Below are 22,122 nucleotides of genomic sequence, written 5' to 3'. Positions count from 1 at the left end.
ACTCCGGCATGCCCATCCATCAATTTTCATCGAGAGATGCGCCGCCCTCCCCGTCCTCGCATGTCCGGGGCAATTCGCTGTGCGGGGGTCCGGGGGTGCAACCCCCGGGCAGAGGCGCCCTTCGCTATTCGTTCTGCCGTCTCTTCGCATCAAGAACGTGCGGGTTCTGGAAAGTGATGATTTCTACAAAGCCGGACAATCAGGGTTTTTCCCTCCCCAAGGGTTATCCTGCCGGACGTCCAATGCGGATCTCGATCGAGATGACGGATTCAGAACGGCCGGTGATAGCGATCCTCGGTGCAGGGGCGGTCGGCCTCTCCCTTGCGGGAAAACTCGCCGGAGCGGCGCGGGTGTATGTCCTCTGCAGACCGGCCCACGCCGATGCCATACGGGAACGCGGTCTGCTCATGGCGGGGATCTGGGGGGACCGGACTGTCGAAGGGATCGCCTGCATCGCCGGGCCTGAAGATCTCCCGCCTTCCGTCGACTACATCTTCATCACGGCGAAAGGCACCGGCACCGCGGCGATCTGCGAGCAGTTTGCCGGCGTCATGAGGGAAGCGACCGTCGTCTCCCTCCAGAACGGCATCGGCAACGAGGAGGTGATCTCCCGCTATGCCGGCAGCGTGATCGGCGGCACCGTGACCACCAATTTCTCGGTCGAAGGCCCGGCGCAGGTCAGGGTCAAAAGCGAGAGCGGTCCGATGATGCTGGGTGTGTGGTCGGGCGGGGATGCCGCCGCCGGCCTGGACCGTCTGATCGGGATCGTCCGCGCCGCCGGTATCCCGGTCGAGCGGTCGCCCGACATCAGGGCGGGAAAATGGGCGAAGTCCCTCCTGAACATAACGGTAAACCCTCTCTGCGCTCTTTTCTCCGTCCCGGTCGGGGCGACGGCCGACGACCGCCTCAGGGGGGTCATCGCCCACCTGGTCCATGAGACATTCGCCGTCATGGCGGCCGAAGGCGTCAGGGTGCCCTGGGCGACCCCTGAAGCGTATCTTGCTCATCTCTTCGGCGTGCAGATCCCTGACTTCGCCGCGGTCTACCCCTCGATGTATTACGACATCAAAATGGGGAGAAAAACAGAGATCGACCTGCTCAACGGGTATGTCGCGGCGCTCGGGGAGCGGCACGGCATCCCCACCCCGTACAACCGGTGCATCGCCGACCTGATCAGGTTCAGGGAGTCTGCCGGGCCCGCTCACCCGACCGACGAGGCGCTCTCATAGACAACCTCGCCGTCGGGCGTTTTGATCGAGATGGCGATCGAGACCAGCTCGCCGGGCGAGCGCCCCGCGGCGATGACGATCGGGTGCGAGGCGCTGACCCCGTCATAGTATTTTCCGTCCGCCGCCGCCACCGTGCTCCCCTCCCTTTTGACCTCGTAGGTGACCAGGTATGCCGAGACGTTCGCGCCGGTCGGGACGAAGGTGAAGACCACCCGGTCGTCCATCGCCGCCGCCGTCTCGTAGAACGGGCCGATATCGCCTTTCTCGATCTCCACGCTGACCGGGCGTATGTCCTCTCCCCCCGCCCGCTCGCCAGAGAGGCAGCCTCCGGCGGCGACGGCGCAGAGCAGGGCGAGCAGGCAGAGTGCGGGAGTACATCCCGGACGGTTCATGGGAGTGTTGTTTCCGGCCCGATCCCATGAACCTGCCGGAAGGGATCATTTCGGCCCCGGCTACTTTTTCTTCTCCTGGTAGTCCTTGATCGCCGCATGCAGGGCGTCTGCCGCAAGGTTCGAGCAGTGCATCTTCACCGGCGGGAGCCCTTCGAGTTCGTCGGCGACGTCCGTGCGGGTGATCGCCATCGCCTCCTCGATCGTTTTTCCCTTTGCCATCTCGGTCACCATGCTCGCCGTCGCGATCGCCGACCCGCACCCGAAGGTCTTGAAGCGCACGTCGGTGATCACGTCGTCTTTCACCTTGATCGAGACCTGCATCAGGTCCCCGCAGACCGGGTTCCCCACCGTCCCCACGCCGTCGGGGTCCTCGAACTCCCCGACGTTCCTGGGATTCGTGAAGTGGTCCATCACCTTTTTTGAATAGCCAATCTGTGGCCTGTCTTCCATCGTATCACCTCAGAATTACAGGGGAGAGATCGCCCTGAGCCTCTCCACCGTCCGTTTCATCGCATCCGCAACATAGGGGACGTCTTCAGGGACGTTCGACCGCCCCAGGGTCATCACCACCGAACCGTGCGCCTCCGCGTGCTCAAGCCCGATGGCGAGCAGGACATGGGAGGGCTCCAGCGTCCTGGAGGAGCAGGCCGACCCGGTGGCCACCTGGATGCCAAAGAAGGTGTCCAGGTTCAACAGGATGCTCTCCCCCTCGATCCGGCTGAACCTGAAGCTGGCGTGGCCGGGGAGCCTCTGTTCGGGGTGACCGATGAGATACGAGTCGTCGATTGTCAGGATCTCCCTGACAAGCCCGTCCCTGATCGAACGCTCCCTCGCCATCTCGGCCTCCATCTCGTCTGCAGAAAGCCGCGCCGCCTCCCCCATCCCGGCGATGGCGAAGAGGTTCTCGGTCCCCGACCGCAGGCCGCGCTCCTGCCCGCCGCCCGGCATCACCGCCTGGACCTTCACCCCCGGCCTGATATAGAGCGCCGCCGCACCCCGCGGCCCGCCGAGGTCGTTCGACGAGAGGGTCAGGAGGTCGATCCCGTCCCGCTCGACATCGATGGGGACGCGCCCCGCGGCCGCCGTGGCGTTCACGTGGAGGTACCGCCCCTTCTCGTGCACGATGCGGGCGATCTTTGCGATCGGTTCGATCGTCCCGATCTCGTCGTTGGCGTAGTTGACCGAGACCAGAACCGTCTCCGGGGAGATCTGCTCCTCGAGAGCGCCGAGATCGACGATCCCCGCCGGATCGACCGGGATGACCCCGAGGTCGAACCCCTGCTTCTGGAGATCCTTCATCGGGTTCAGCACTGAGATGTGCTCTATCGCACTCACCAGCAGTTTTTTCCCGTCTTTTCGGTTCCTGAGGGCCGTGCCCCTGATCGCAAGGTTGTTCGACTCGGTGGCGCTCCCGGTAAAGACGATCGAAGCCGGTTTTTCTGCACCGACAAGGGCGGCGACCCGCGCTCTCGCCTCTTCCAGCGCCTGCCGCGCCGAGAGGCCGAGGGTGTAGAGCGTCGACGGGTTCCCGAACTCCTCGCTCAGAAAGCGCCCGGCAAAGGCGAGCACCCGCGGGTCCACCGGGGTGGCCGATGCATGATCAAGATATACCATTGCGCCCCCCTCAGAAGGTCAGCACCGCATCGGCCTCCAGGGCCAGGTCGTTCAGCGTCGCCCCCCCGGCGATGGTCCCCTCCGGGATGAAGTCGCCCGGCGGGATGCCGAGGAGGTGCGAACTCTGCTCGCAGATATAGATCCGCACCCCGGCGCCGATCGCCTGCCGCATCACCTCTGCAAGGGAGGGGAACGACCCGAGCCGGATCTTCTCCGCCTCCCCCTTTCGTACGGCGGTGATCCCCCTGATCATAAAGAATATCGACGCCTCGACATCCATCGCCGCCGCCGTCATCCCCAGGACGAACGGGGCGTAGAGGCGCTCGGGCGTGTCGGTCCCGCTCGTCTGGACATACAGGATTTTCGTCATCTCTCGCCTCACTTCATTCTCCTGATGTAAAAGGTCAGGATCCCTTCTTCTTTCTCAAAACCGACGATCTCGTGGCCGGCCCGTTTTGCCCAGCGCGTGATGTCCTCCTCCGCGGCCGGATCGTCGGCTTCGACCCTGAGAATTTCTCCGATGCCGATCTGCTCGATCTCCTCTTTTGTCCTCGAGATCGGCATCGGGCAGAATAGCCCGACACAGTCCACTTCCCGTGCCGGCGTGATCTTCCCGGTCATCACCGGTCCCCCCATTGTATCTGGTGCACTCTGCACGTAACGCATTCGCTGTTCATCCGCCCCCCCCTGAGCACCTTCCCATTCTGTTCTGACAGAATAAAGGTATCCGTCGCCGGCGGCGGAGCGATCAAAAAGAGGGCGAAACGGTATGGTGAGTGCGAACGCCCTGCAGATACTCCCGGGCAGCACAGGGATCGTCGCTCGCGACACCGTCGGCGCCGATCGCACACGCCCGCTCCCATGCATCAGGGGTGTTCAGTGTCCACAGAAAGACGAGCAGGCGGTGCCGGTGCGCCCGGTCGATAAGCGCCCGCCCTGCCAGATCAAACCTGGGCAGGATGGCGTCGGCGCCGATCGACAGCGCCGCTTCAATCGGGTCGGGGTCGGCGTGCGAAACGATCAGGCCGGTCATTGCACCCGGGACGATCTCCCCCGCCTTCCTGACGGTGTCGGCGTCGAAGGAGACGATGAATAGTTTTTTAGGCCCCCGCTCCCGGAGGAGCCTGCAGATCTCCTCCACGCCGTCCGCATCCTTGATCTCCACGACAAGGCCGCAATTCCCCCTGACGCAATCGAGCACCTCACGGAGGGTCGGGACCTCCGCGCCGCACCCGGCATCGAGGGTTTTTAGTTCTCTGAGCGTGAGGTCCCGCACCGCCCCCGCACCGTCGGTCGTCCGGTCCACGGAGGCGTCGTGAATGACGACCGGGACGCCGTCTCTGCTCAGACGCACGTCCACCTCGACATAATCGGCGCACGCCATTCCAGCCCTGATGGCGCGGAGGGTGTTTTCCGGCTCAAGGGCGCGCGCCCCCCGGTGGCCGACGATCAGCATGACGGAGTCCTGATGCCGCCGCGGATATACCCCTTTCCCCTTCGGGGGGTATTCCCTCTTTCCAACCTTTTTTCCGTGTTCACCGTCAAACAGTGTACCGTGTGAAGGCGCCCATGATCCACGTTCTGCTCGTCGACGACGAACCTGCCCTCTGCGAGATCACGAAGATCTTCCTGGAGAGGGAGGGCGGCGTTGTTGTTACGCCGTCTCTCTCCGCCGGAGAGGCCCTCCAGAAAATCGGAGCAGAGAATTTCGACGTCATCGTCTCGGATTATGAAATGCCGGGCATGAGCGGGATCGACCTTTTAAAAGCGCTCAACGCCCGCGGGATCTCCATTCCGGTCATCATCTTCACCGGCCGGGGGCGTGAAGAGGTGGTGATCGAGGCCCTCAACAACGGCGCCGAATACTATCTCCAGAAAGGGGGCAATCCCCGCATGCAGTTTGCAGAACTCAGGCATATGATCCTGAAGGCTGCACGCAACCGGCGGACGGAGCAGAAGCTGGCAGACCGCGAGGCCGAGTACAGGGATCTTTTTCAAAATATGCTCGACGGTTTTGACCTCCTCGAAGGGGTTTTCGATGGCATCAAGGACGTCCTCGTCGTTCAAAATCCCGATCATACGATTGTCCGGCTCAACCGCGCAGGCTCCGAACTCCTGGACTGCACCCCGGCAGATGCCGTGGGGAAAACATGCTACGAACTCATCGGCCGCTCCGAGCCCTGCGAGGTCTGCGCCACTGAGAGGGCGTTAAAAAGCAGACACCTCGAAGAGGTGGAGCGGTTCTTCCCTGAACTCGGGAGGTACCTGGTCTGCCGGAGCAACCCGATCATCGGGGAGGACGGCGAGGTCCGCCTGCTCATCGAGCAGATCGCAGACATCTCCGAGCGGAAACGGATCGAGACCGCCCTCCAGCAGGCGAACAAGAAACTCAACATCCTCAACAGCATCACCCGCCACGATATCCTCAACTGGATGACCGCACTCCTGGGATATCTCGAGATCGAGAAGGATATGGTCTCAGACCTCGCCCTGCTGGAGATCATCGAGAAAGAGGAGACCGCCGCCGTCAACATCAAACGCCTCATCACCTTCACGCGGGAATACCAGGACATCGGCGTAAACGCCCCTGCCTGGCAGGACGTCGAACGGGTCGTCAGGAGTGCGTTCCGCCACCAGGACCTCAACGGCGTGGCGGTGGAGATCTCTGCCGGCGGCATCGAGGTGTATGCGGACCCGATGTTTGTCAGGGTGATCGAGAACCTCATCGACAACTCGGTCCGCCACGGGGAACATGTGACGGCGATCAGGTGCGCGATCGAGAAGAGCGGATCCGGTGTGCGGTTTGTCTACGAGGACAACGGTGTCGGGATCCCCGACCCTGAAAAGCCCCGCCTTTTCAAGCAGGGCTATGGGAAAAACACCGGGTTCGGTCTCTTCCTCTCGAAGGAGATCCTCTCGATCACCGGTCTTTCGATCGCCGAAGAAGGGGAGTGCGGCAGGGGCGCCAGGTTCGTGATCACGATCCCGCCGGTCGCCTGCCGTGCGCCGGGTCAGGGATGAATGGCCCCTTTTGCGTCCCCCCTCCTCGCATTTGTCGTCGTCCTCCTCCTGATCGCCGTTCTGACGGTGAAGTTCAGGCTCAACCCCTTCCTGACGCTGTTTTCGTCTGCGGTCATCTACGGCCTGATCGCCGGCGTCCCGCCTGAGTCGGTCGTCGGCACCGCCACGCGGGGGGCGGGCGCCATCTTCGCCTTCCTTGGCCCGGTGGTCTTTGCCGGTTCGGTGATCGCCGGGGCGATCGAACTCGGGGGGTACCGGGAGCGGATCTTCCTGGATATCAACAGGCTCTTCTCCAGGCCGGCATTTGCCGGGGGGATCGCCGGATTTCTTCTGGCTGTCCCGTTCATGTGCTGCGTCACGGCGTTCATCGTGATATCGCCGCTCCTCTCCTGCTGCAGAGACCGGAAGGCCGCACTCTACGCCGCTGCAGTCGGAAGCGCCCTCTCGTTCACCCTGCTCTTCCCGACGCCGGTGACGCTCGCCATCTCCTCTGCCGCTGCGTTTTCCGCAGGGCCATACCTCGCCGTGGCCGTGCCGCTCTCGGCGGTGCTGATGCTGGCGGCTGCCGGAGCGATCAGGGGAATGCCCGAAGAAGAGGGTGAATGCGCCCCCACCCGGGCCGCCACAGGAGTGATGCGGGCCTGGTTTCCGCTCCTCGCCCCGATCGCCCTTGCGGGCGCTGCCGCCATCTGGCCTCTGTTCGGGAGAGAGAGCATCTCGGCCTTCTTGCTCGTCGGCATGGGGGTCGCCCTCCTCTTCCTGCCCGCCCCTCTCAGGGCCGCCGCCCTGAAGAAGGGGACGCCTCGCGCCGGCGTCATCATCTACGACCTCTGCGGCGCCGGAGCCCTCGGCGCCGTGATCCTCTCGAGCACCTTCCCGCAGGACGCCTTCGGGCTTCTCGACGGCGTGGTGCCGGCGGTCTTCGTCCCCCTCCTCCTCGCCGTCCTGGTCCAGGCCGCACAGGGGTCGAGGGTCGTGACCGCCGTGGTGACGGCCGGCATGGTCGCCGCGTCCGGTGCCGCCGCCACCGTCGGACCGGTGCCCCTTGCCCTGATGATCGCCGCCGGGTGCCTCTCGGTCTCGGCCTTCAGCGACCCCTATTTCTGGGTCGTACAGAGGGAGACCGGCGATCCCGTGGCCGCGGTCCTCCTGCGGTTCACCCTCCCCCTCATGGCGGCCTCGGCCCTGGTCGCGGCCGCCGCCTGGGCGATCGCCGCCGTCTTCACCTGATGAAGTATTCCCAGATCGCAAACCCGAACTCGAGGGCGATCAGGATGATGATCACCCATTCGAGGAAGTTTGAATGCTGGATCCTGACCTCGTCCGAGAGCATCGAGTAGTTCTCCCTGATCACCTCGATCTTGCGGCTGACGCTCTCGCTCCACTGCCCGCTCCTGATCACCTTCAGGACCGTTGCATAGACGCGGGCATAGTAGACATCCTCGGTGACCTTGATCAGGTTATCGATCTTCTCGATAATCTCGGAGAACTCTGCATTTGTCTCCATCAAATGCGCCATTATCCCGTGATAATGATGTGTTCGGCGAAACCAGGAGAGGCGGTCTGCGAGGGCGATGTCGTCATACATCTTTTCCATCTGGCGGGTCAGTTCCCGGTCATAGTACCGGAGTTCGAGCACCTGGACGTTTGCGTATTCGATCAGGTCGATGAGATCGGCAGGGTACTCGGGGTTGCAGAGAAGTGCGGCGTCCCATGAGAGGATTGCGCAGTCGTCCACCGTATAACTCTGCGTGTTTTTCAGGATCTCGTCGCGCATCTGGGACGAGATCTTCGTCCGCTCTCCGGTCAGGAGAATGACCGGATCTATCGAGTCGTCCAGACGATCGGCGACATGGATCGTGTAATCCTCAAAGAAATCAGGATTGAGAGCAAAATCTTTGATATGCGGTTTGAGGATCTCTGCAAGAGTCCTGAGATAACTCAAAAAGAAATCGGAGAGTCCTTCCTGTCCGGCAAAAAGGAGTGCCGTATCCTCAAGAACGGCCAAATCGGCGTCCGTTCTTTCATAGACAAAACAGAAACTGATCGCACCGACGTCGTAAATGCGGGCGACCACCTTGAAATCGAAGGTGCGTCCGTCCTTTTCCACCAGCACGGGCTCCATCCAGAGCATGAGGGGAGGGTTCTCCATGATGATGGACTTGGGCTTGACCCGGCGAAAACTCGTCCTGGTCGTAACAAAACTCGCGGCAAGATCCTTTTCCAGCCAGTCGAGATTTACTTCCCTGCCGATATCATAGATCCGGTAAAACCTGAGTGCAATCATGGCTCTTCAGCCCCTCTATGGACAACGAGTTTATCTCCAGAAAGGATCGGAGACTCACCCGGTTTTGTCTTTTTCCCGTCCCTCGCCGCCTTTCTGTCGACCGTCAGATCGTTTTCAACATCATCTCTCGAATCAGGGATGATCCTGATCAGTCCCTGACGATCTCTCCTCCTGCCGCGGTCACTTCGTTCTCGATGAACGCCAGGAGTTCGGCATCGCCGAGTGCGAAATCAAGCATGGAAAATCCACCGACAAGTGGTATTGGCTTGAATATGACAAGGGGGGGCTCGCCGTCTTTTTTCGGAGTTGCACCGGGCTCGATGACCTCGGTCGCCCCGTTCTTCCAGACTGCAAGGTTTCCATATCCCTGGGCGTCCCAGATCTGTTTGATGATATCGCGAGTGTTCAGCATGGTTTTCCCTGCACTGAGGATGGAAAAAGCCACTATTTATGTGTTGGTACGGACGGCGGAAAGAAAAAGGCGGTTCGCCGCCCGTTCAAGCGGGATGGTGCGGCAGAAGGAGGATCCGGCCCTGCAAAAAAGAGATATCTGCTCCTTTCCCGTCAGATTGTGACCTTCCTGAAGAGATAGGACCCGATCGCCGTCACGGCGAGGGCGAACCCGGCCAGCACCGCAAAGCAGACGAGGGGGTTTACCTGGGCGGCGCCGGAAAGGCCGTATCGTATCCCCTCGACGCCATAGGTCAATGGATTCAGGAGGGTGAGCGGCCTGATCCAGGAGGGCAGGCCGTCGATCGGGAAGAGGGCCCCTGAAAGCCCGAAGATCGGGAAGATCACAAAGTTCATGATGAGCTGGAAGCCGTGCATGTCCTCCATTTTCGAGGCGATGGCAATCCCGAGTGCGGTGAATGCGACGCCGATGAGGAGCATGAACATAAAGGCGACGAGAAATCCGGCAAAACTGACGATATTCATGCCGATGAACACCGAGAGCACCAGGATGATCAGTCCCTGAATAAACGCCGTCGTCGCCCCGCCCAGCGTCTGGCCGAGCATGATCTCCAGCCGCGAGACCGGCGCGACCAGCGTCTCTTTGAGGAAGCCGAACTGCTTGTCCCAGATGATCTGGATCCCGGAGAAGACCGAGGTGAACAGGACGCTCATCGCCACCACGCCGGGTATGATGAACTGGATATAGCCCTCGCCGGTGTTCTGGATCGTGACGACCGAGTTCAGCCCGAACCCCATGATGAGCAGGAAGAAGAGGGGCATCCCGAGACTCCCGACGATTCTGCTCTTCGAGCGGACATACCGCTTGACGTTGCGCAGCCAGATCGCATATATGATATCCATGTTTACCGCCTCGACGCCCGATGGAACATCCGCATCGTCTCTTTCCCGTCGGCTTCCCCCTCCCGGATGGTCTTGCCGGTATAATGCAGAAACACATCTTCGAGCGTCGGTTTACGGACGGAGATCGACGTGATCTCGATCCCGTTCCGGTTCAGCAGGGTGACAATCTCTGAAAGGTGCGTCTCGGCGTTATGCAGATTGATCGTTACATATCCGTCGTGCTCTTCGATACGCTCGACCCACGGCGCCTCGATCTTCGAGGATATCAGGGCAGAATCCGGGGTCTGGATCGTGATCACGTCGCCTCCGATCGTGCTTTTCAAATTCTGCGAGGTGTCCATCGCAATGATCCGGCCGCGATCGATGATGGCGATCCGGTCGCAGAGCCGGTCGGCCTCGTCCATGTAATGGGTCGTCAGGATGATGGTGATACCCATCTCCTCGTTCAACTGTTCGATGTACGCCCAGAGATGGTTGCGCGTCTGGGGATCGAGACCGAGGGTGGGCTCATCGAGGAAGAGCACTTTCGGCCGGTGGAGCAGCCCCCGGGCGATCTCAAGACGCCGCCTCATCCCGCCGGAGAAGGTCTTGACAAGATCGTCTTTCCGCTCGTCCAGTTCCACAAGGGTCAGCAGTTTTGAAATGCGCTCCTCCCTCTCGGTGCGGGGGATACGATAGAGCCTGCCGTGGAAGTCCATATTTTCGTACGCCGTCAGTTCTTCGTCCAGGCTCTGGTCCTGGAAGACGATCCCGATGGATTTTCTGACGCCGTCCTCGTCGGTCAGCACATCGCAGCCGTTGACCGTGGCCGTCCCTGAGGTCGGTTTCTGCATGGTCGAAAGCATGGAGATTGTGGTGGTCTTGCCCGCCCCGTTCGGCCCGAGCAGCCCGAAGATCTCGCCGCTCTGGATCTCGAACGAGACATTGTCCACGGCAACAAAATCGTGGAATTTTTTTGTCAGATTTTCAACGTGTATTGCAGGCATCGGCCCCGATCCTCCTGAGATCTTCAACGCATTTTTCCAGAATTTCAAAGGCGTGATCATTGTTTTCAGCCGGCAGATCCTCGACGATCGATCTGATTTCAAAGAGCAATCCGTCAAGTACGGATCTGTCCTGCCCGAATATTTCTACGAGCAGATTTTTGAAAACAAGCATTTTTTCTCCTGATTCCTTTCGATGCTCCCTGATACTCAGAAGTGCTTTTTCTCCGTCCGGCGTGATGCCGAAGATATTTTTAGAACGCTTTCCGGTTTGGAGCACCTGTATGAGTTGGTCTTTCTCCAGTTCCTTCAAAATAGGATAGAGTGTCCCTTTGCTCGGGGTCCATTTGTCTCCTGTTTTTTCTGCAATCTCTTTCAAGAGGTCATAGCCGGACTTCGGTTCGTGGTGCAGAGAGTGAAGGATGAAAAGAGCGGTCAAACTCCTCTCCTTTCCGCATACCGGGGAAAATTTCCAGAGGCCGTTCATCATTCGCAGGTGGGGGATCACTGTTCGAACGAGAACCGTTCGAAATCGTACTATTATCTGATCGCAGATGAACATTTTGATCAGGGTAGCGATCCCGCCCTTCCTGACCCCAGAAAAAAACACTTTCGGACCGCACGCACGCAACCATCTCATAGCGGCCCGTAGAAAAATACAGATATGCAGCGACCCACCGTCCCCTCCCTCTTCTTCGGGCAGGCCACGTTCACCGCCGCCGTGGCGCCGAGAGAGCAGATGATCCCGGCCCTCGGGAGGATGTGCAAACACGCAGATCAGGTCCCGGTGTATTTCTACGGCAGGACACATCCGATCCTCGACCTTTTCGGCGGTTCCGCGGCGCCGGTGGATATCTGGCCGGTCCAGGACGCCGGATGCCTTCTCGACGGCCTTGACGGGACCGAGCGGCCGAAGATCGTGGTGGAGCACGACCCCGCCTTCTATGCTCCGTGCCCTGACCTGACGCGGGTGCTCGGCCTGACGCTCAGGGAGCGGGTGAAGGAGAGATCCGCAACCGTAGCCTACGTGGCGACCCGCTCAGACCCGTATTTCGAGGAGATCGCCGGGGTGGCCGGGAGGGCGGTGGTGGTGGAGCGGGAAGACCCCTTCATTCCGGCGGATAGGCGATGAACCCCTCTTTTACGCCCCGCACAAAACCTGCCCCCTCGTAGAACCCCAACACCGCCTCGTCCTTTCGCCCGGTCAGGAGCATCACCTTGTAGCAGGTGCGCTCCCATGCGTAGCCGAGGGCGTGGTGCAGGAGGGCGGTGGCGTGGCCGCGCCTTCGGTCCTGCCGCCGGGTGACGACATTTTCGATGATCCCGAACGGCCGCGCCCTGCGGGTGAGGTTGGGGACGATGCACAACATGCAGGTCGAGACCGGAACACCGCCGCTCTCCAGGATGAACAGGTACGTCCGTCGGTCCTCGATGATCGCCCTCCAGGCCGCCCGTATCTCGCCCTCACCGGCCTGTTCGTCGGCATCGTGCAGGTGCTCGTAGAGGGCGAGGACCGCCTCGAGATCCCCCTCCCCGGCCTCCCGTATCGTCGTCGTGCTGTCGTTCATCGTACATGAGATAGTACGTGGATGGAGATGTGCTTTTTTCGGGCTCTTCGATACTTTGATGTACCATACCTGTCCAGAGGGGTGGTATGTTCAGAGACATTTTAGTCCCGTATGATTTTTCCGAAGATTCCAGGTATGCGGTCCGGTGCCTCCGCCAGATTCCGGGCATTCGTCAGATCGTGCTTCTTCACGTCCTGTATAATAAACATCCATCAAAAGGCCCTGACGGCTTTGACCCCCAGGTGGACTATGCGAGATTGCGCCTTGAAGAGGTGAAAAAAGATCTTGAACTGGAGACTGTACCGATCAGAACCCTCGTCGAGGACATCAGGGGGGGCACCATCGCCGATGCCATTAAAGAGGTTGCTGCAAGAGAAGGCAGCTCTCTCATCGTGATGGGCAGACGGGGTCGGAGCGTCATCGAAGCCCTGCTGCTGGGGAGCGTTGCATCGGACATGCTCCACTATGGGACGACCGATCTCCTCCTCGTTCATGCACCGGATCCGGGCGGTCTGGCCTCAGGGGAAAGAGCTGATATTCTTCCGGAATTATTTTCAAACGTCCTGATCGCCACCGATTTTTCAGAGCCGGAGGTCGGGGGCCTCTGCCTCCATAAGATCCCGTGGATTCAGAAGGCGACGTTCGTTCATGTCGTGACCACCGGCGACTCGCACGAGGAAGTGCAGGCAAGCGTCGACGATGCACAGAAACGGCTTGAGGCGATGAGAGATGCCTTCGTCAGGCACCAGATCCCCGCGGAGATCCGGGTCCGCGCCGGCAGTGCCGAGGAAGCGATCCTTTCCCTTGCAGAGAGTGAGGACGTCTCGCTCATCGTCATGAAAGCAACCGGGCAGAGGGGGATATTGACGTCCCTGCTCGGGAGCAAGGTCTCGTACGTGGCGCGGAGAACGCAACGGCCCATCCTTGTGCTGAAGCAATAGGTCTTCTGATCCGGTCGGGGGGACAATCCCCGGCCCCGCACGATCTCTGGCGAAGGGTAGCGTATCTGCTTTTTCCGGCCCTTCGCCCTTTTACGCTCTCTCCCGGTGCGATCCTGCAGCTCAGAGCGGCCAGACGTAGAGGATGAGGGGGATACCTACAGCCACGATTATCGCTTCGAGAGGGAGACCCAGAGGCCAGTAATCACCGAACCGCAACCCGCCCGGCCCCATGACAAGGGTGTTTGACTGGTGCCCGATGGGTGTGAGAAATGCGCATGAGGCTCCCACGGCAACCGCCATCAGGAACGGGTCTGTCGATACGCCAAGCCCGCCGGCAAGACTGACCCCGATGGGCGCCATCAGAACGGCGGTTGCGGCGTTGTTGATAAAGTCCGAGAGGAACATCGTCGCCACCAGCAGGACGATGAGAATCACCTCGACAGGGACCTGACCCTGGAGGCCGAGCAGGGTGGAGGCGATCAGTCGGGCGCCGCCGGTGCTCTCCAGGGCGTGCCCGACCGGGATCAGGGCCCCGAGGAGGACGATCACCGGCCAGTCGATGCTCTCGTAGACCTCGCGCAGGGATATGAGCGAGGCGAGCACCATGACGACGGCGGCGATCGGAAAGATGACCTGGATCGGGACGAGGCCCACGGCGGCGATGGCGATCGCGAACCCGAAGATTCCTACTGCAAGGATGATCCGCTGAGGCTCTCCGATCTTCAGCCCCCGCTCGGCAAGGGGGAGGCACCCGAGCGCCTTCATCGCCTCCTGCAGGGTGCCGGGCGTGCCCTGGAGGAGGAGGACGTCGCCGACCTCGAACCTGACCTGCTGGAGACGCTTTCTCAACCGTTCGCCCTGCCGTGCGACGGCCAGCAGGTTCACCTCGAAACGCCACCTGATAGAGAGGTCGCGCACTTTTCTCCCGATAACCGGGGAATCAGGCTGGACCATCGCCTCCATCAGGGTCACGTCGCCCGAGCCCAGCGTGTCGCTCTTCACCTCCACGCCTTCGGCCAGTTCAAACCCGGAGAGGTCGATGAACGTCTTTAAGTCGTCGGAATCGGCCCGGACAATGAGGATGTCGCCGGGCCTGACGACCTCGTAGCGGTACGGGGCCGGCCTGATCGTCTCCCCCCGCACGAGGTGCACGATCGCCACGTCGGCCCCGGTCTTCTCCTCGATCTCGCGCAGGGACGCCCCGGCGAGTTTTGAGTCTTCGGTGACGCGGACCTCGGTCAGGTAATTCTTCACCTCGAAGAGGTCTTCGCGGGAGGAGGGCCCTGCCCTCTTCGGGACCAGGCGCCACCCGATGAGGGAGATGAACAGAACGCCGGCGACGGCGACGGCAAGACCGACCGGTGTGAAATCGAACATCGCAAACGGTTCGCCGGTGTGTTCGGCCCGGATTGCAGCGATGATGATGTTGGGCGGCGTGCCGATGAGGGTGATCAGCCCTCCAAGACATGAGCCGAAAGCGAGCGGCAGCAGGAGCACGGACGGGGGCGTGCCGCTCTTTCGCGCCATCCGCAGGCCCACCGGCAGGAGCAGGGCAAGGGCACCGATGTTGTTCATGAAGGCGGAGAACGCCGTGACAATCCCGGTGAGGAGGGAGACCTGCGTTTCTGGCCCGTCTCCCACCCCGGAGAGGCGGTGGACGATCTGGTCCACGACGCCCGCGTTCTGGAGGCCGCGGCTGATCACCAGCACGGCCGCCACCGTGACCACCGCCGGGTTCGCAAACCCGAGAAATGCCTCGTCCCACCCCACGACGCCGGTCAGCGTGACGATGAAGAGGGAGAGGAGGGCGACGATGTCGTAGCGCCAGCGCCCGTACACAAAGAGAACGAGCGCGATAATGAGGGTGACAAAGACGATCCCCTGGTCGGCTGTAACCGCGATCATACCCTGATCTTCTCCCCGCCGTCCTGAACTGGTTCTGCTTCACCGTAGTGATGATCATTTAAGAATAAAGGTATTGACCGGGGGACAGATGCAGACATTGCCCGGTTATTTCCCGGAAGGCTCCTCAGATCCGTCCACGGATACGGGTGGCCAGCGGGCACCCCCTGAACCGGCAGAGTGCAAGGGTGATGACCAGCACGATCAGGACGATGGCAACGAGCCCCTCGACCTGCAGCACCGTCCCGATGAATGCGCTCCCCGGGAGGTTTCGGAGGCCGGGATCGTCGAGGCCGGCGAGGAGGCGGGCCCCGGTCGTGACCATCAGGACGCCGGGGATGACGAACCTGCAGAGGGGATGGACGAAGCGGGCGATTGAGTGCCCGATCTCTTCGGTCAGTATCCGCGGGGGTATGAACCAGGTGAAGACGACCGCAAGGAGGATGGCGGCGACCGGGAGGCCGAGGGCCCCTACGGTCTCGTCCATGAAGTCGAGCACCCGTATCCCCCCGATCCTGAGGTCGACCGCACTGTACGAGAGCGCCGAAGGGAGGCCGATGAGGAGGACCACGCCGGTGAGCAGTGCCGCCGTCCGTCCTCTCGACCAGGCGAGCGACTCCTGGACGGCGGCCACGCCCACCTCGAGCATGGAGAGCGCGGAGGTGAGCGCCGCAAAGAAGAGGACCAGAAAGAAAGCCGTGGCGACGATCCAGCCGTTCGGCATCAGGGCAAAGGCGGCAGGCAGGGTGGTGAAGGCCAGTTCAGCCCCGATGGTCGGGACGAGCCCGAAGGAGAAGACGAGAGGAAAGATCACCATCCCGGCCAGGAGGGCCACCCCGACGTCGGCAAGGGTGATGATCAGGGCCGAACCCGCGATGCTCTCCCCCGGGCGCACATATGCCCCGTAGGTGAGCAGGATGCCGGTGCCGACCGAGAGGGAGAAGAAGGCCTGGCCGAAGGCCGCACTCCAGAGGAGGGGGTCGCCGAGGACCGAGAAGTCGGGGGTGAGGAGGAAGGAGACTCCCTGGACAAAGCCGGGCATGGTGGCCGCATACAGCAGGAGAACGACCAGGATACCTACCGAGACCGGGATCAGGACGGTCGAGATCCGCTCGATCCCCTCCCTGATCCCGAGGGATACCACGATCCCGCTGATCCCTGCGGCAACCACAAACAGGAGGACCGGAAGCCATCCAGCGGTGAAACGGGAGAAGGGGAGGGGCTCGCCCCCCAGGGAGGTCAGAGCGTAGCCGAGGGTCCACCCGGTGATCACCAGGTAGTAGGAGAGCATCAGAAAGACGATGCCGCAGAGGAGCCATCCGATGATCCGGAACTGCGGCCGCACCGACCTGAAGGCGCTGACCACGGTGCCGTGGAAGTGCCGCCCGATGGCGAGTTCGAGGACCATGAGGGGGAAGGCGCAGAGGAAGACGGCGATCAGGTAGGGGACCAGGTAGGCCCCGCCGCCGTTCTGCCCGACCACCGCGGAGAACCGCCAGATGTTTCCGATCCCGACCGCGGAACCGATGGCGGCCAGGATGAACCCGGCCCGCGATGACCACTGTTCCATGTTCCAGTCCTGCGCTCCGGGAGTTAATAATCTGGCGCCTCCCCCCGGGCGCTCTCAGGCGTTCATGGGCCCCCTTCCTCCTCCTCCTTTTTGCGGAGCATATGCACCCGCCCTGCCACCCGCGAGAGCGGGATGACAAATGCAATCCCCATACCGGGCTGGTCGAGTTCGGCCGCTGCAGAGATCGCATCCAGCACCCCGTCGGTCTGCTCGGGCTCCACGACGATCAGGACGATCTCCTTCTCGGGCTCGATGGGAATGCCGAGAAACGACTGCATCTCGTGGATGCCGGTGCCCCGCCCCATCAGGACCGTGCCCCCTTCCGAACCTGCATTGCGCGCCGCCTGCATCACCTGGTCGGCCCAGCCTTTCTTTACAATCGTGACGATCAGGTCTTTACACCCTTCACAGATCATGTCTTTCCACCTTTTTTGTGTTTGAAGAGGATACCGAGGACCAGCACCGAGAGGATCGGCGCCAGGGCGATGAAGGCGATGAGCCCGAACCCCTCGGTCACAGCGTCTCTCCCCTCCAAGGACGCCGCCACCCCGACGGCCAGCGACATCAGGAAGGTCACCGCCATCGGTCCGGTCGCAACGCCCCCGGAGTCGAAGGCGATCGCAACGAAGTCCCGGTCGGCAAACCTGATGAGAAGGATTGCCAGGATATATCCTGCGATCATGAGAGGAAGAAACGAGAATCCATAGATGATACGCGCCATGCCAAGGCCGACCGATACGGCCACCCCGAACGAGAGAGTGTACAGGATCAGGGACCCCCGTATGTAGCCGCTCGACGACTGCTCGATCTGGTAGCAGAGCACCCGCACGGCCGGTTCTGCGTAGGTCGTCAGGAACCCCAGGAAGAACCCGAAGGGGACGAGGGCCCAGACGTAGTCGGACGACCCGAAGTACGCCCCGATGCTCTGCCCCGCGGGAATGAAGGCGATGGCGACGCCCTGGAAGAAGAGCACCATCCCGATCAGGGTGATGACGATCCCCTTGAACAGGCTGGTCACATAGGCCCGCGGCAGCCTGAGGGAGATGACCTGGTAGGCGATGAAGAAGAGGACGAGAGGGGCCAGGGCGAGGATCACGTCGAGGACGACGTGCCCGATCCCCTCCAGGGGAGAGAACTCGTTCATAGGGCCGTGACCACCCCCATCAGCATGACCCCCAGGATCGGGCCGATGGAGGCGAGCCCGATCAGCCCGAACCCGTCGGAGAGTGCGGAACGCCCCCCGAGGACAGAGGTGACGCCGACCCCCAGGGCCAGAATGAATGGGACCGTGATCGGCCCGGTCGTCACGCCCCCGGCGTCGAAGGCGATCGGGAGGAATTCGGGCGGCGTGATGAAGGAGAGGAGGATCACCCCGCCGTAGCCCGCGGCAAGGAGGTACATGATCGGGACCCTGTAGATGATCCGCAGGATAGCGGTCGCGACGAAGAAACCGACCCCGACGGCGATGACCAGGATCGTCGGGGTCTGTGCGATCCCGCCGCCTGAGACAGAGTCGATCATCATGGTCAGGACACGCACGTCAGGTTCGGCGACGGTGGTCAGGAACCCGAAGAAAAAGGCTACCGCGACGATGATCAGCAAAGAACCCGACTTCGGCATCTCGGCCCCGATCGCCTCGCCCATCGGGAGCAGGCCGATCTTGACGCCGATCAGGAAGAGGGCGATCCCGACGACCACCATGGCGGCCCCGAAGATGAACTCGAGGACCTCGGTGACCGATGCCCCCAGCAGGAATACCTGAAGGAGCAGGATCACAATACATATGGGCAGGATGGCCTGCAGCACCTCCTTAAAGGTCTCTTTGTAGTCCTGCATCACTCTAAGCACATCCTGAAGACCATGTCACCTGAGAACGTGATCTATTTTTCCTCATCCTGAAGTGCGGTCAGGGGGCGGTGATGCCCCCGGGCAGATCTCGTCAGGCGGCAGATCCTGCCTGCCCCCTCCCACCTGCGGGCCCGTTCCGGAATTCAAACCACTTGAACGCCTCCATCACGACGATGACGATGCCGGCGACGACCAGGCAGGTGAACCACTGCTCAAGGCTCACCGGGGCGAGGCCGAGGAGGTCCTGCATGAAGGGGACGTGGAGGGAGAGGATGTGCAGCCCCTGCATCAGGACCACGCCTGCGACCAGGACGGTGTTGTTCCGTAGCGGGACCCTGAAGAGGGAGCGGTACTCCGAGCGGCAGTTGAAGACATGGAAGTTCTCGAAGAGGACCATCAGCAGGAGGAGGAGGTTCCTGGCGGCGGACTCTTCCATGCCGGTCCCGATCAGCCACCAGAAGGTGGAGAATGCGACGATCCCGATGGTCATCCCGGAGAGCAGGGTCTCCTTCAGCATCAGGGCGTTGAAGATGCCCTCTTCGGGGTCCCGCGGCCGTCTCTGCATCGCCCCCTCTTCTCCGGCCTCGAAGGAGAGGGCGACCCCCTGGATGCCGTTCGTGACCAGGTTCAGCCAGAGGAGCTGCACGGCCAGGAGCGGCAGGGGCAGGCCGGCAAGGAGGGCCAGGATGAAGAGCACCACCTCGGAGAGGCCGGTGGAGATGAGCAGGTAGGTCGCCTTCCTGATGTTGTCGTAGGCGAACCGCCCCTCCTCGACCCCGGCGACGATGGATGAGAAGTTGTCGTCGGTCACGATCATGGAGGCGGTGTCCTTCGCCACGTCGGTCCCTGACCCCATGGCAACGCCGATGTTCGCCCGCCGCAGCGCCGGGGCGTCGTTGACCCCGTCCCCGGTGACGGCGACGAAATGGCCGCGTCTGACCATGAGGTCGACGATCTCCATCTTCTGGACCGGGCTCACGCGGGCGAAGACCCGGATACGGTCGATCGCCGTCGCGTAGGAGGGGAGGGTCGGGTCTCCCAGGCCTTCGAGTTCCTGCCCGGTCATCACCTCCTCCACGGACCGGGCGATATCGAGTTCGCGGGCGATGGTGAGCGCCGTCCTCGGGTGGTCGCCGGTGATCATCACCACGTCGATGCCGGCCCCATGCGCCACCCCGACCGCCTCCCTGACGTCGGGCCGGAGGGGATCGATGAACCCGACCAGGCCGAGGAGGGAGAGGTCGGGGCGTGCGTCCTCCAGTTCAGGGTCGTCGCCCGGCGGCGAAGAAACCGTTCCTTCGGCGACGACAAGCACGCGGTAGCCGTTCTCCATCAGGTCGACGAGGTGGCGCTCCACGGCGCCGGCGTCGATGGGCACGGCCCCGTCTGCCGTGGTCATGGTGGTGCAGTGCGGGAGGACCGCCTCGAGTGCGCCCTTGACGGCGAGATGGACCTGGGTGTCGCCTTCCTCGCGATAATAGACGGCGGCGTACATCTGTTCTGATTCGAAGGGGACTTCGGCCACCTTCAGGACCGAGTTTCTGACGCGGTCAGGTTCGAGGCCGGCCTTGTAGGCGAGGGAGAGGAACGCCACGTCCATCGCGTCGCCGTGGTGGACCCACTGGCTATCTTCCCTGTACAGGGAGCCCTCGTTGCAGATCACGGCGGCGCGGGCGAGGCGCCGGACGGCGGCAGTCATCGGGGCCGGGAGGGCGGCGGTGCCGGCGAGGAGGATCTCCCCCTCGGGGGTGTAGCCGGCGCCGCTCACCTCGATCGGCTCTGCTTTGGGGATGAGAAGCACCCGCACCGTCTGCTGGTTGACGGTCAGCGTCCCGGTCTTGTCGGTGGCGATGGTGGTGCAGCTCCCGAGGCTCTCCACGGCAGCCAGTTTTCTCACGATGACGTTGCGCCTGGCCATCCGGGAGGCGGCGATCGAGAGGGCGACGGTGATCGCCACCGGGAGGCCCTCGGGTATCGCCGCGACCACCAGGGCGACCGCAAGGAAGAATACCTCGACCGGGGGCGTTCCTTTCGAGAGGGCGACGGCGGCCATCACCATGCTTGCGGCGATGATCAGGATGCCCACCTTGCGGGAGAACTCCTCCATCCTGATCAGGAGCGGGGGTTTTGCCGATTCGGTCCCTGAGACGGCGCGGGCGATCATCCCCACCTCGGTCCTGGTCCCGGTCCCGGTGACCACGCCGCAGCCCCGCCCTGTCACGACCGTGCTCCCTGCATAGGCCATGTTGGAGCGGTCGCTCACCGGGATCTTCTCCCTGAGCACCCCCACCGTCTTCTGCACGGCGGCCGACTCGCCGGTGAGGAGCGACTCGTCGACGGTCAGGTTGGCTGCGTGCAGGAGCCTGATGTCGGCAGGAACCCGGTTTCCCGACTCCAGGAGCACGAGGTCGCCGATGACCGCCTCCTCGGCAGGGAGGGAGCGCCAGGCGTCGTCCCGCCGGAGGCTCGCCATCACCTGCAGGAGGATCTGGAGCTGGAGGGCGCTCTGTTCGGCCTTCCACTCCTGTGCCGTCCCGATGACGGCGTTGATGAGGACGACGAGCATGATGAACCCGGCGTCTTTTACATCGCCGATCAGCACGGAGATGACGCCGGCGACGAGGAGGATGTAGATCAGGGGGCTTTTAAACTGGTGGAGGACGATCTCAGCAAGGCCGGGGGGTCGTGCGGCCGGCAGGACGTTTTTGCCGTACTGCTTCTGCCGGCGGGCGGCCTCCTCCGAGGAGAGGCCGCGGGAACCGGTGCTCAGCCGCTCATACGTCTCGTCGATGGGCAGGGCGTGCCAGGGCACCGCTACAGGTGGGTCGGTTTTTTCGGTCACGGTGTTTCCTCGCCTATGGACGGATGTGCCCCGGTTTTGGGACGACGTATGGCGTCAGCCTTTCTTTCTCGTGATGACCATTTCACAGAAGGGGTCCCCGCCGCACCGCGCCCGCGTGGTGGTGATCGCATAGTCCGGGTTCAGGGCCTCGATCGCGTGCTTCACATAGGCGGTGCAGACGGCATTCACACGGGAGGGAGAGACCTCGCTCCCGGGTTCATCCCTGAACATGGCGCACTCGGTCAGTCTGATGACCGCTTCTTCGGGAAACCCTTCAATAAACCGCGTCTCGAACGCCGGCCCGAAGAGGATGACCGAGACGGCGCCCAGGGTCTGGACCAGGTCGGAGGCGTGCTCGCGCGGCATGCTGTAGCGGTCGGCGATGATCCGGATCTCATCGCCCATCTCGGAGAAGAGCCGCTCTAGATGGGGTGGGATCTCTGTACCTTCGGCGGTCCCCTGGCCAAGGGCTACGACCAGGCGGGTCAGGACATGGGTGGCCATGAGCCACCGCGTCCCTTCGGGAATATCTTTTACGCGCACCATATGCTCATACCTCAGGATCGTCGTCCGTATACGGACCTGTGGACACCCGGCATATTTTTTGGTGA

At 62.3% G+C, this 22,122-nt stretch carries 24 protein-coding genes; 5 read left to right on the top strand and 19 right to left on the bottom strand.

The annotated features are described in order from the left end of the window. Window positions 1-260: 260 nt before the first annotated feature. On the top strand, window positions 261-1,229 hold the full coding sequence (locus METLI_RS06875; protein WP_048104128.1) for a ketopantoate reductase family protein: 969 nt from the start codon (window positions 261-263) through the stop codon (window positions 1,227-1,229). On the opposite strand, the gene METLI_RS06870 is transcribed toward METLI_RS06875, so the two are convergent. From METLI_RS06870 to METLI_RS06845, 6 genes are all read right to left on the bottom strand, one after another. Further along, window positions 1,202-1,621, bottom strand: a complete 420-nt coding sequence (locus METLI_RS06870; protein WP_004039104.1) for a hypothetical protein — start codon at window positions 1,619-1,621, stop codon at window positions 1,202-1,204. The two genes, METLI_RS06875 and METLI_RS06870, sit on opposite strands and share 28 nt — an antisense overlap. A gap of 60 nt (window positions 1,622-1,681) precedes the next feature. Beyond that, window positions 1,682-2,071: a Fe-S cluster assembly scaffold protein NifU gene (nifU, locus tag METLI_RS06865; protein ID WP_004039103.1), complete on the bottom strand. Its 390-nt coding sequence runs from the start codon at window positions 2,069-2,071 to the stop codon at window positions 1,682-1,684. A gap of 15 nt (window positions 2,072-2,086) precedes the next feature. Continuing rightward, window positions 2,087-3,235 (bottom strand): cysteine desulfurase family protein, encoded by a 1,149-nt coding sequence (locus METLI_RS06860; RefSeq protein ID WP_004039102.1) that lies wholly within the window; start codon window positions 3,233-3,235, stop codon window positions 2,087-2,089. A 10-nt stretch (window positions 3,236-3,245) separates the two neighbouring features. After that, window positions 3,246-3,605, bottom strand: a complete 360-nt coding sequence (locus METLI_RS06855; protein WP_004039101.1) for a DsrE family protein — start codon at window positions 3,603-3,605, stop codon at window positions 3,246-3,248. A gap of 8 nt (window positions 3,606-3,613) precedes the next feature. Then, window positions 3,614-3,856, bottom strand: a complete 243-nt coding sequence (locus tag METLI_RS06850; protein WP_004039100.1) for a sulfurtransferase TusA family protein — start codon at window positions 3,854-3,856, stop codon at window positions 3,614-3,616. A gap of 127 nt (window positions 3,857-3,983) precedes the next feature. Beyond that, window positions 3,984-4,691: a glycerophosphodiester phosphodiesterase gene (locus METLI_RS06845; protein WP_004039099.1), complete on the bottom strand. Its 708-nt coding sequence runs from the start codon at window positions 4,689-4,691 to the stop codon at window positions 3,984-3,986. A gap of 113 nt (window positions 4,692-4,804) precedes the next feature. Between METLI_RS06845 and METLI_RS12420 the strand changes: the two genes are divergently transcribed. Together METLI_RS12420 and METLI_RS06835 are read left to right on the top strand one after the other, a co-directional pair. Next, window positions 4,805-6,256, top strand: coding sequence for a response regulator (locus tag METLI_RS12420; RefSeq protein ID WP_004039098.1), 1,452 nt, complete (start codon window positions 4,805-4,807; stop codon window positions 6,254-6,256). Continuing rightward, window positions 6,257-7,486, top strand: coding sequence for a GntT/GntP/DsdX family permease (locus METLI_RS06835; protein ID WP_004039091.1), 1,230 nt, complete (start codon window positions 6,257-6,259; stop codon window positions 7,484-7,486). On the opposite strand, the gene METLI_RS06830 is transcribed toward METLI_RS06835, so the two are convergent. The 5 genes from METLI_RS06830 to METLI_RS13360 form a co-directional block, all read right to left on the bottom strand. Further along, entirely contained in the window at window positions 7,479-8,543 is a 1,065-nt protein-coding gene (locus METLI_RS06830; protein ID WP_004039089.1) for a hypothetical protein, read from the bottom strand. The genes METLI_RS06835 and METLI_RS06830 overlap by 8 nt on opposite strands. A gap of 148 nt (window positions 8,544-8,691) precedes the next feature. Further along, window positions 8,692-8,955 carry a hypothetical protein gene (locus METLI_RS06825; protein WP_004039087.1) on the bottom strand — a complete coding sequence of 88 codons (264 nt, stop codon included), beginning with the start codon at window positions 8,953-8,955 and terminating at the stop codon, window positions 8,692-8,694. Between the two features lie 152 nt (window positions 8,956-9,107). After that, window positions 9,108-9,857: an ABC transporter permease gene (locus tag METLI_RS06820; RefSeq protein ID WP_004039085.1), complete on the bottom strand. Its 750-nt coding sequence runs from the start codon at window positions 9,855-9,857 to the stop codon at window positions 9,108-9,110. A gap of 2 nt (window positions 9,858-9,859) precedes the next feature. After that, a complete protein-coding gene (locus tag METLI_RS06815; protein WP_004039083.1) occupies window positions 9,860-10,843 on the bottom strand; it encodes an ATP-binding cassette domain-containing protein in 984 nt (327 codons plus the stop codon). Next, window positions 10,824-11,330, bottom strand: a complete 507-nt coding sequence (locus tag METLI_RS13360) for a PadR family transcriptional regulator (protein WP_004039082.1) — start codon at window positions 11,328-11,330, stop codon at window positions 10,824-10,826. The genes METLI_RS06815 and METLI_RS13360 overlap by 20 nt, the downstream gene beginning before the upstream one ends. 174 nt (window positions 11,331-11,504) lie before the next feature. Here METLI_RS13360 and METLI_RS06805 point away from each other — a divergent pair, with 174 nt between their 5' ends. After that, window positions 11,505-11,972, top strand: a complete 468-nt coding sequence (locus tag METLI_RS06805) for a hypothetical protein (protein WP_004039081.1) — start codon at window positions 11,505-11,507, stop codon at window positions 11,970-11,972. Here METLI_RS06805 and METLI_RS06800 read toward each other — a convergent pair. Beyond that, window positions 11,950-12,408 (bottom strand): GNAT family N-acetyltransferase, encoded by a 459-nt coding sequence (locus tag METLI_RS06800; protein ID WP_004039080.1) that lies wholly within the window; start codon window positions 12,406-12,408, stop codon window positions 11,950-11,952. The genes METLI_RS06805 and METLI_RS06800 overlap by 23 nt on opposite strands. 86 nt (window positions 12,409-12,494) lie before the next feature. Here METLI_RS06800 and METLI_RS06795 point away from each other — a divergent pair, with 86 nt between their 5' ends. After that, on the top strand, window positions 12,495-13,349 hold the full coding sequence (locus METLI_RS06795; protein ID WP_004039078.1) for a universal stress protein: 855 nt from the start codon (window positions 12,495-12,497) through the stop codon (window positions 13,347-13,349). 120 nt (window positions 13,350-13,469) lie between these two features. Here METLI_RS06795 and METLI_RS06790 read toward each other — a convergent pair whose 3' ends face one another. The 7 genes from METLI_RS06790 to METLI_RS06760 form a co-directional block, all read right to left on the bottom strand. Next, window positions 13,470-15,254: an SLC13 family permease gene (locus METLI_RS06790; RefSeq protein WP_004039076.1), complete on the bottom strand. Its 1,785-nt coding sequence runs from the start codon at window positions 15,252-15,254 to the stop codon at window positions 13,470-13,472. A gap of 124 nt (window positions 15,255-15,378) precedes the next feature. Beyond that, the gene (locus tag METLI_RS06785) at window positions 15,379-16,821 is read right to left on the bottom strand and encodes a sodium-dependent transporter (protein WP_004039073.1); all 1,443 of its coding nucleotides are present in this window, start codon (window positions 16,819-16,821) and stop codon (window positions 15,379-15,381) included. A 62-nt stretch (window positions 16,822-16,883) separates the two neighbouring features. Next, window positions 16,884-17,237 (bottom strand): P-II family nitrogen regulator, encoded by a 354-nt coding sequence (locus METLI_RS06780; protein ID WP_004039072.1) that lies wholly within the window; start codon window positions 17,235-17,237, stop codon window positions 16,884-16,886. Then, window positions 17,234-17,965: a DUF1538 domain-containing protein gene (locus METLI_RS06775; RefSeq protein ID WP_004039071.1), complete on the bottom strand. Its 732-nt coding sequence runs from the start codon at window positions 17,963-17,965 to the stop codon at window positions 17,234-17,236. Before METLI_RS06775 ends, METLI_RS06780 begins: the two co-directional genes overlap by 4 nt. Continuing rightward, on the bottom strand, window positions 17,962-18,657 hold the full coding sequence (locus tag METLI_RS06770; protein ID WP_004039070.1) for a DUF1538 domain-containing protein: 696 nt from the start codon (window positions 18,655-18,657) through the stop codon (window positions 17,962-17,964). Before METLI_RS06770 ends, METLI_RS06775 begins: the two co-directional genes overlap by 4 nt. 103 nt (window positions 18,658-18,760) lie before the next feature. Then, window positions 18,761-21,511 (bottom strand): cation-translocating P-type ATPase, encoded by a 2,751-nt coding sequence (locus METLI_RS06765; protein WP_004039069.1) that lies wholly within the window; start codon window positions 21,509-21,511, stop codon window positions 18,761-18,763. A 54-nt stretch (window positions 21,512-21,565) separates the two neighbouring features. Continuing rightward, on the bottom strand, window positions 21,566-22,057 hold the full coding sequence (locus METLI_RS06760) for a hypothetical protein (RefSeq protein WP_004039068.1): 492 nt from the start codon (window positions 22,055-22,057) through the stop codon (window positions 21,566-21,568). Window positions 22,058-22,122: the final 65 nt, after the last annotated feature.

Source organism: Methanofollis liminatans DSM 4140, from assembly GCF_000275865.1.
GTDB lineage: Archaea > Halobacteriota > Methanomicrobia > Methanomicrobiales > Methanofollaceae > Methanofollis > Methanofollis liminatans.
This window is presented reverse-complemented; position numbering and strand designations above follow the sequence as displayed.

Coding starts and splice junctions, on each gene's coding strand:
- METLI_RS06805 (WP_004039081.1), top strand. CDS start 11,505: ATGCAGCGACCCACCGTCCCCTCCCTCTTCTTCGGGCAGGCCACGTTC.
- METLI_RS06845 (WP_004039099.1), bottom strand. CDS start 4,691: ATGCTGATCGTCGGCCACCGGGGGGCGCGCGCCCTTGAGCCGGAAAAC.
- METLI_RS06795 (WP_004039078.1), top strand. CDS start 12,495: ATGTTCAGAGACATTTTAGTCCCGTATGATTTTTCCGAAGATTCCAGG.
- METLI_RS06760 (WP_004039068.1), bottom strand. CDS start 22,057: ATGGTGCGCGTAAAAGATATTCCCGAAGGGACGCGGTGGCTCATGGCC.
- nifU (WP_004039103.1), bottom strand. CDS start 2,071: ATGGAAGACAGGCCACAGATTGGCTATTCAAAAAAGGTGATGGACCAC.
- METLI_RS06860 (WP_004039102.1), bottom strand. CDS start 3,235: ATGGTATATCTTGATCATGCATCGGCCACCCCGGTGGACCCGCGGGTG.
- METLI_RS06770 (WP_004039070.1), bottom strand. CDS start 18,657: ATGCAGGACTACAAAGAGACCTTTAAGGAGGTGCTGCAGGCCATCCTG.
- METLI_RS06825 (WP_004039087.1), bottom strand. CDS start 8,955: ATGCTGAACACTCGCGATATCATCAAACAGATCTGGGACGCCCAGGGA.
- METLI_RS13360 (WP_004039082.1), bottom strand. CDS start 11,330: ATGATGAACGGCCTCTGGAAATTTTCCCCGGTATGCGGAAAGGAGAGG.
- METLI_RS12420 (WP_004039098.1), top strand. CDS start 4,805: ATGATCCACGTTCTGCTCGTCGACGACGAACCTGCCCTCTGCGAGATC.
- METLI_RS06800 (WP_004039080.1), bottom strand. CDS start 12,408: ATGAACGACAGCACGACGACGATACGGGAGGCCGGGGAGGGGGATCTC.
- METLI_RS06780 (WP_004039072.1), bottom strand. CDS start 17,237: ATGATCTGTGAAGGGTGTAAAGACCTGATCGTCACGATTGTAAAGAAA.
- METLI_RS06790 (WP_004039076.1), bottom strand. CDS start 15,254: ATGATCGCGGTTACAGCCGACCAGGGGATCGTCTTTGTCACCCTCATT.
- METLI_RS06785 (WP_004039073.1), bottom strand. CDS start 16,821: ATGGAACAGTGGTCATCGCGGGCCGGGTTCATCCTGGCCGCCATCGGT.
- METLI_RS06830 (WP_004039089.1), bottom strand. CDS start 8,543: ATGATTGCACTCAGGTTTTACCGGATCTATGATATCGGCAGGGAAGTA.
- METLI_RS06855 (WP_004039101.1), bottom strand. CDS start 3,605: ATGACGAAAATCCTGTATGTCCAGACGAGCGGGACCGACACGCCCGAG.
- METLI_RS06875 (WP_048104128.1), top strand. CDS start 261: ATGACGGATTCAGAACGGCCGGTGATAGCGATCCTCGGTGCAGGGGCG.
- METLI_RS06775 (WP_004039071.1), bottom strand. CDS start 17,965: ATGAACGAGTTCTCTCCCCTGGAGGGGATCGGGCACGTCGTCCTCGAC.
- METLI_RS06820 (WP_004039085.1), bottom strand. CDS start 9,857: ATGGATATCATATATGCGATCTGGCTGCGCAACGTCAAGCGGTATGTC.
- METLI_RS06870 (WP_004039104.1), bottom strand. CDS start 1,621: ATGAACCGTCCGGGATGTACTCCCGCACTCTGCCTGCTCGCCCTGCTC.
- METLI_RS06815 (WP_004039083.1), bottom strand. CDS start 10,843: ATGCCTGCAATACACGTTGAAAATCTGACAAAAAAATTCCACGATTTT.
- METLI_RS06835 (WP_004039091.1), top strand. CDS start 6,257: ATGGCCCCTTTTGCGTCCCCCCTCCTCGCATTTGTCGTCGTCCTCCTC.
- METLI_RS06850 (WP_004039100.1), bottom strand. CDS start 3,856: ATGACCGGGAAGATCACGCCGGCACGGGAAGTGGACTGTGTCGGGCTA.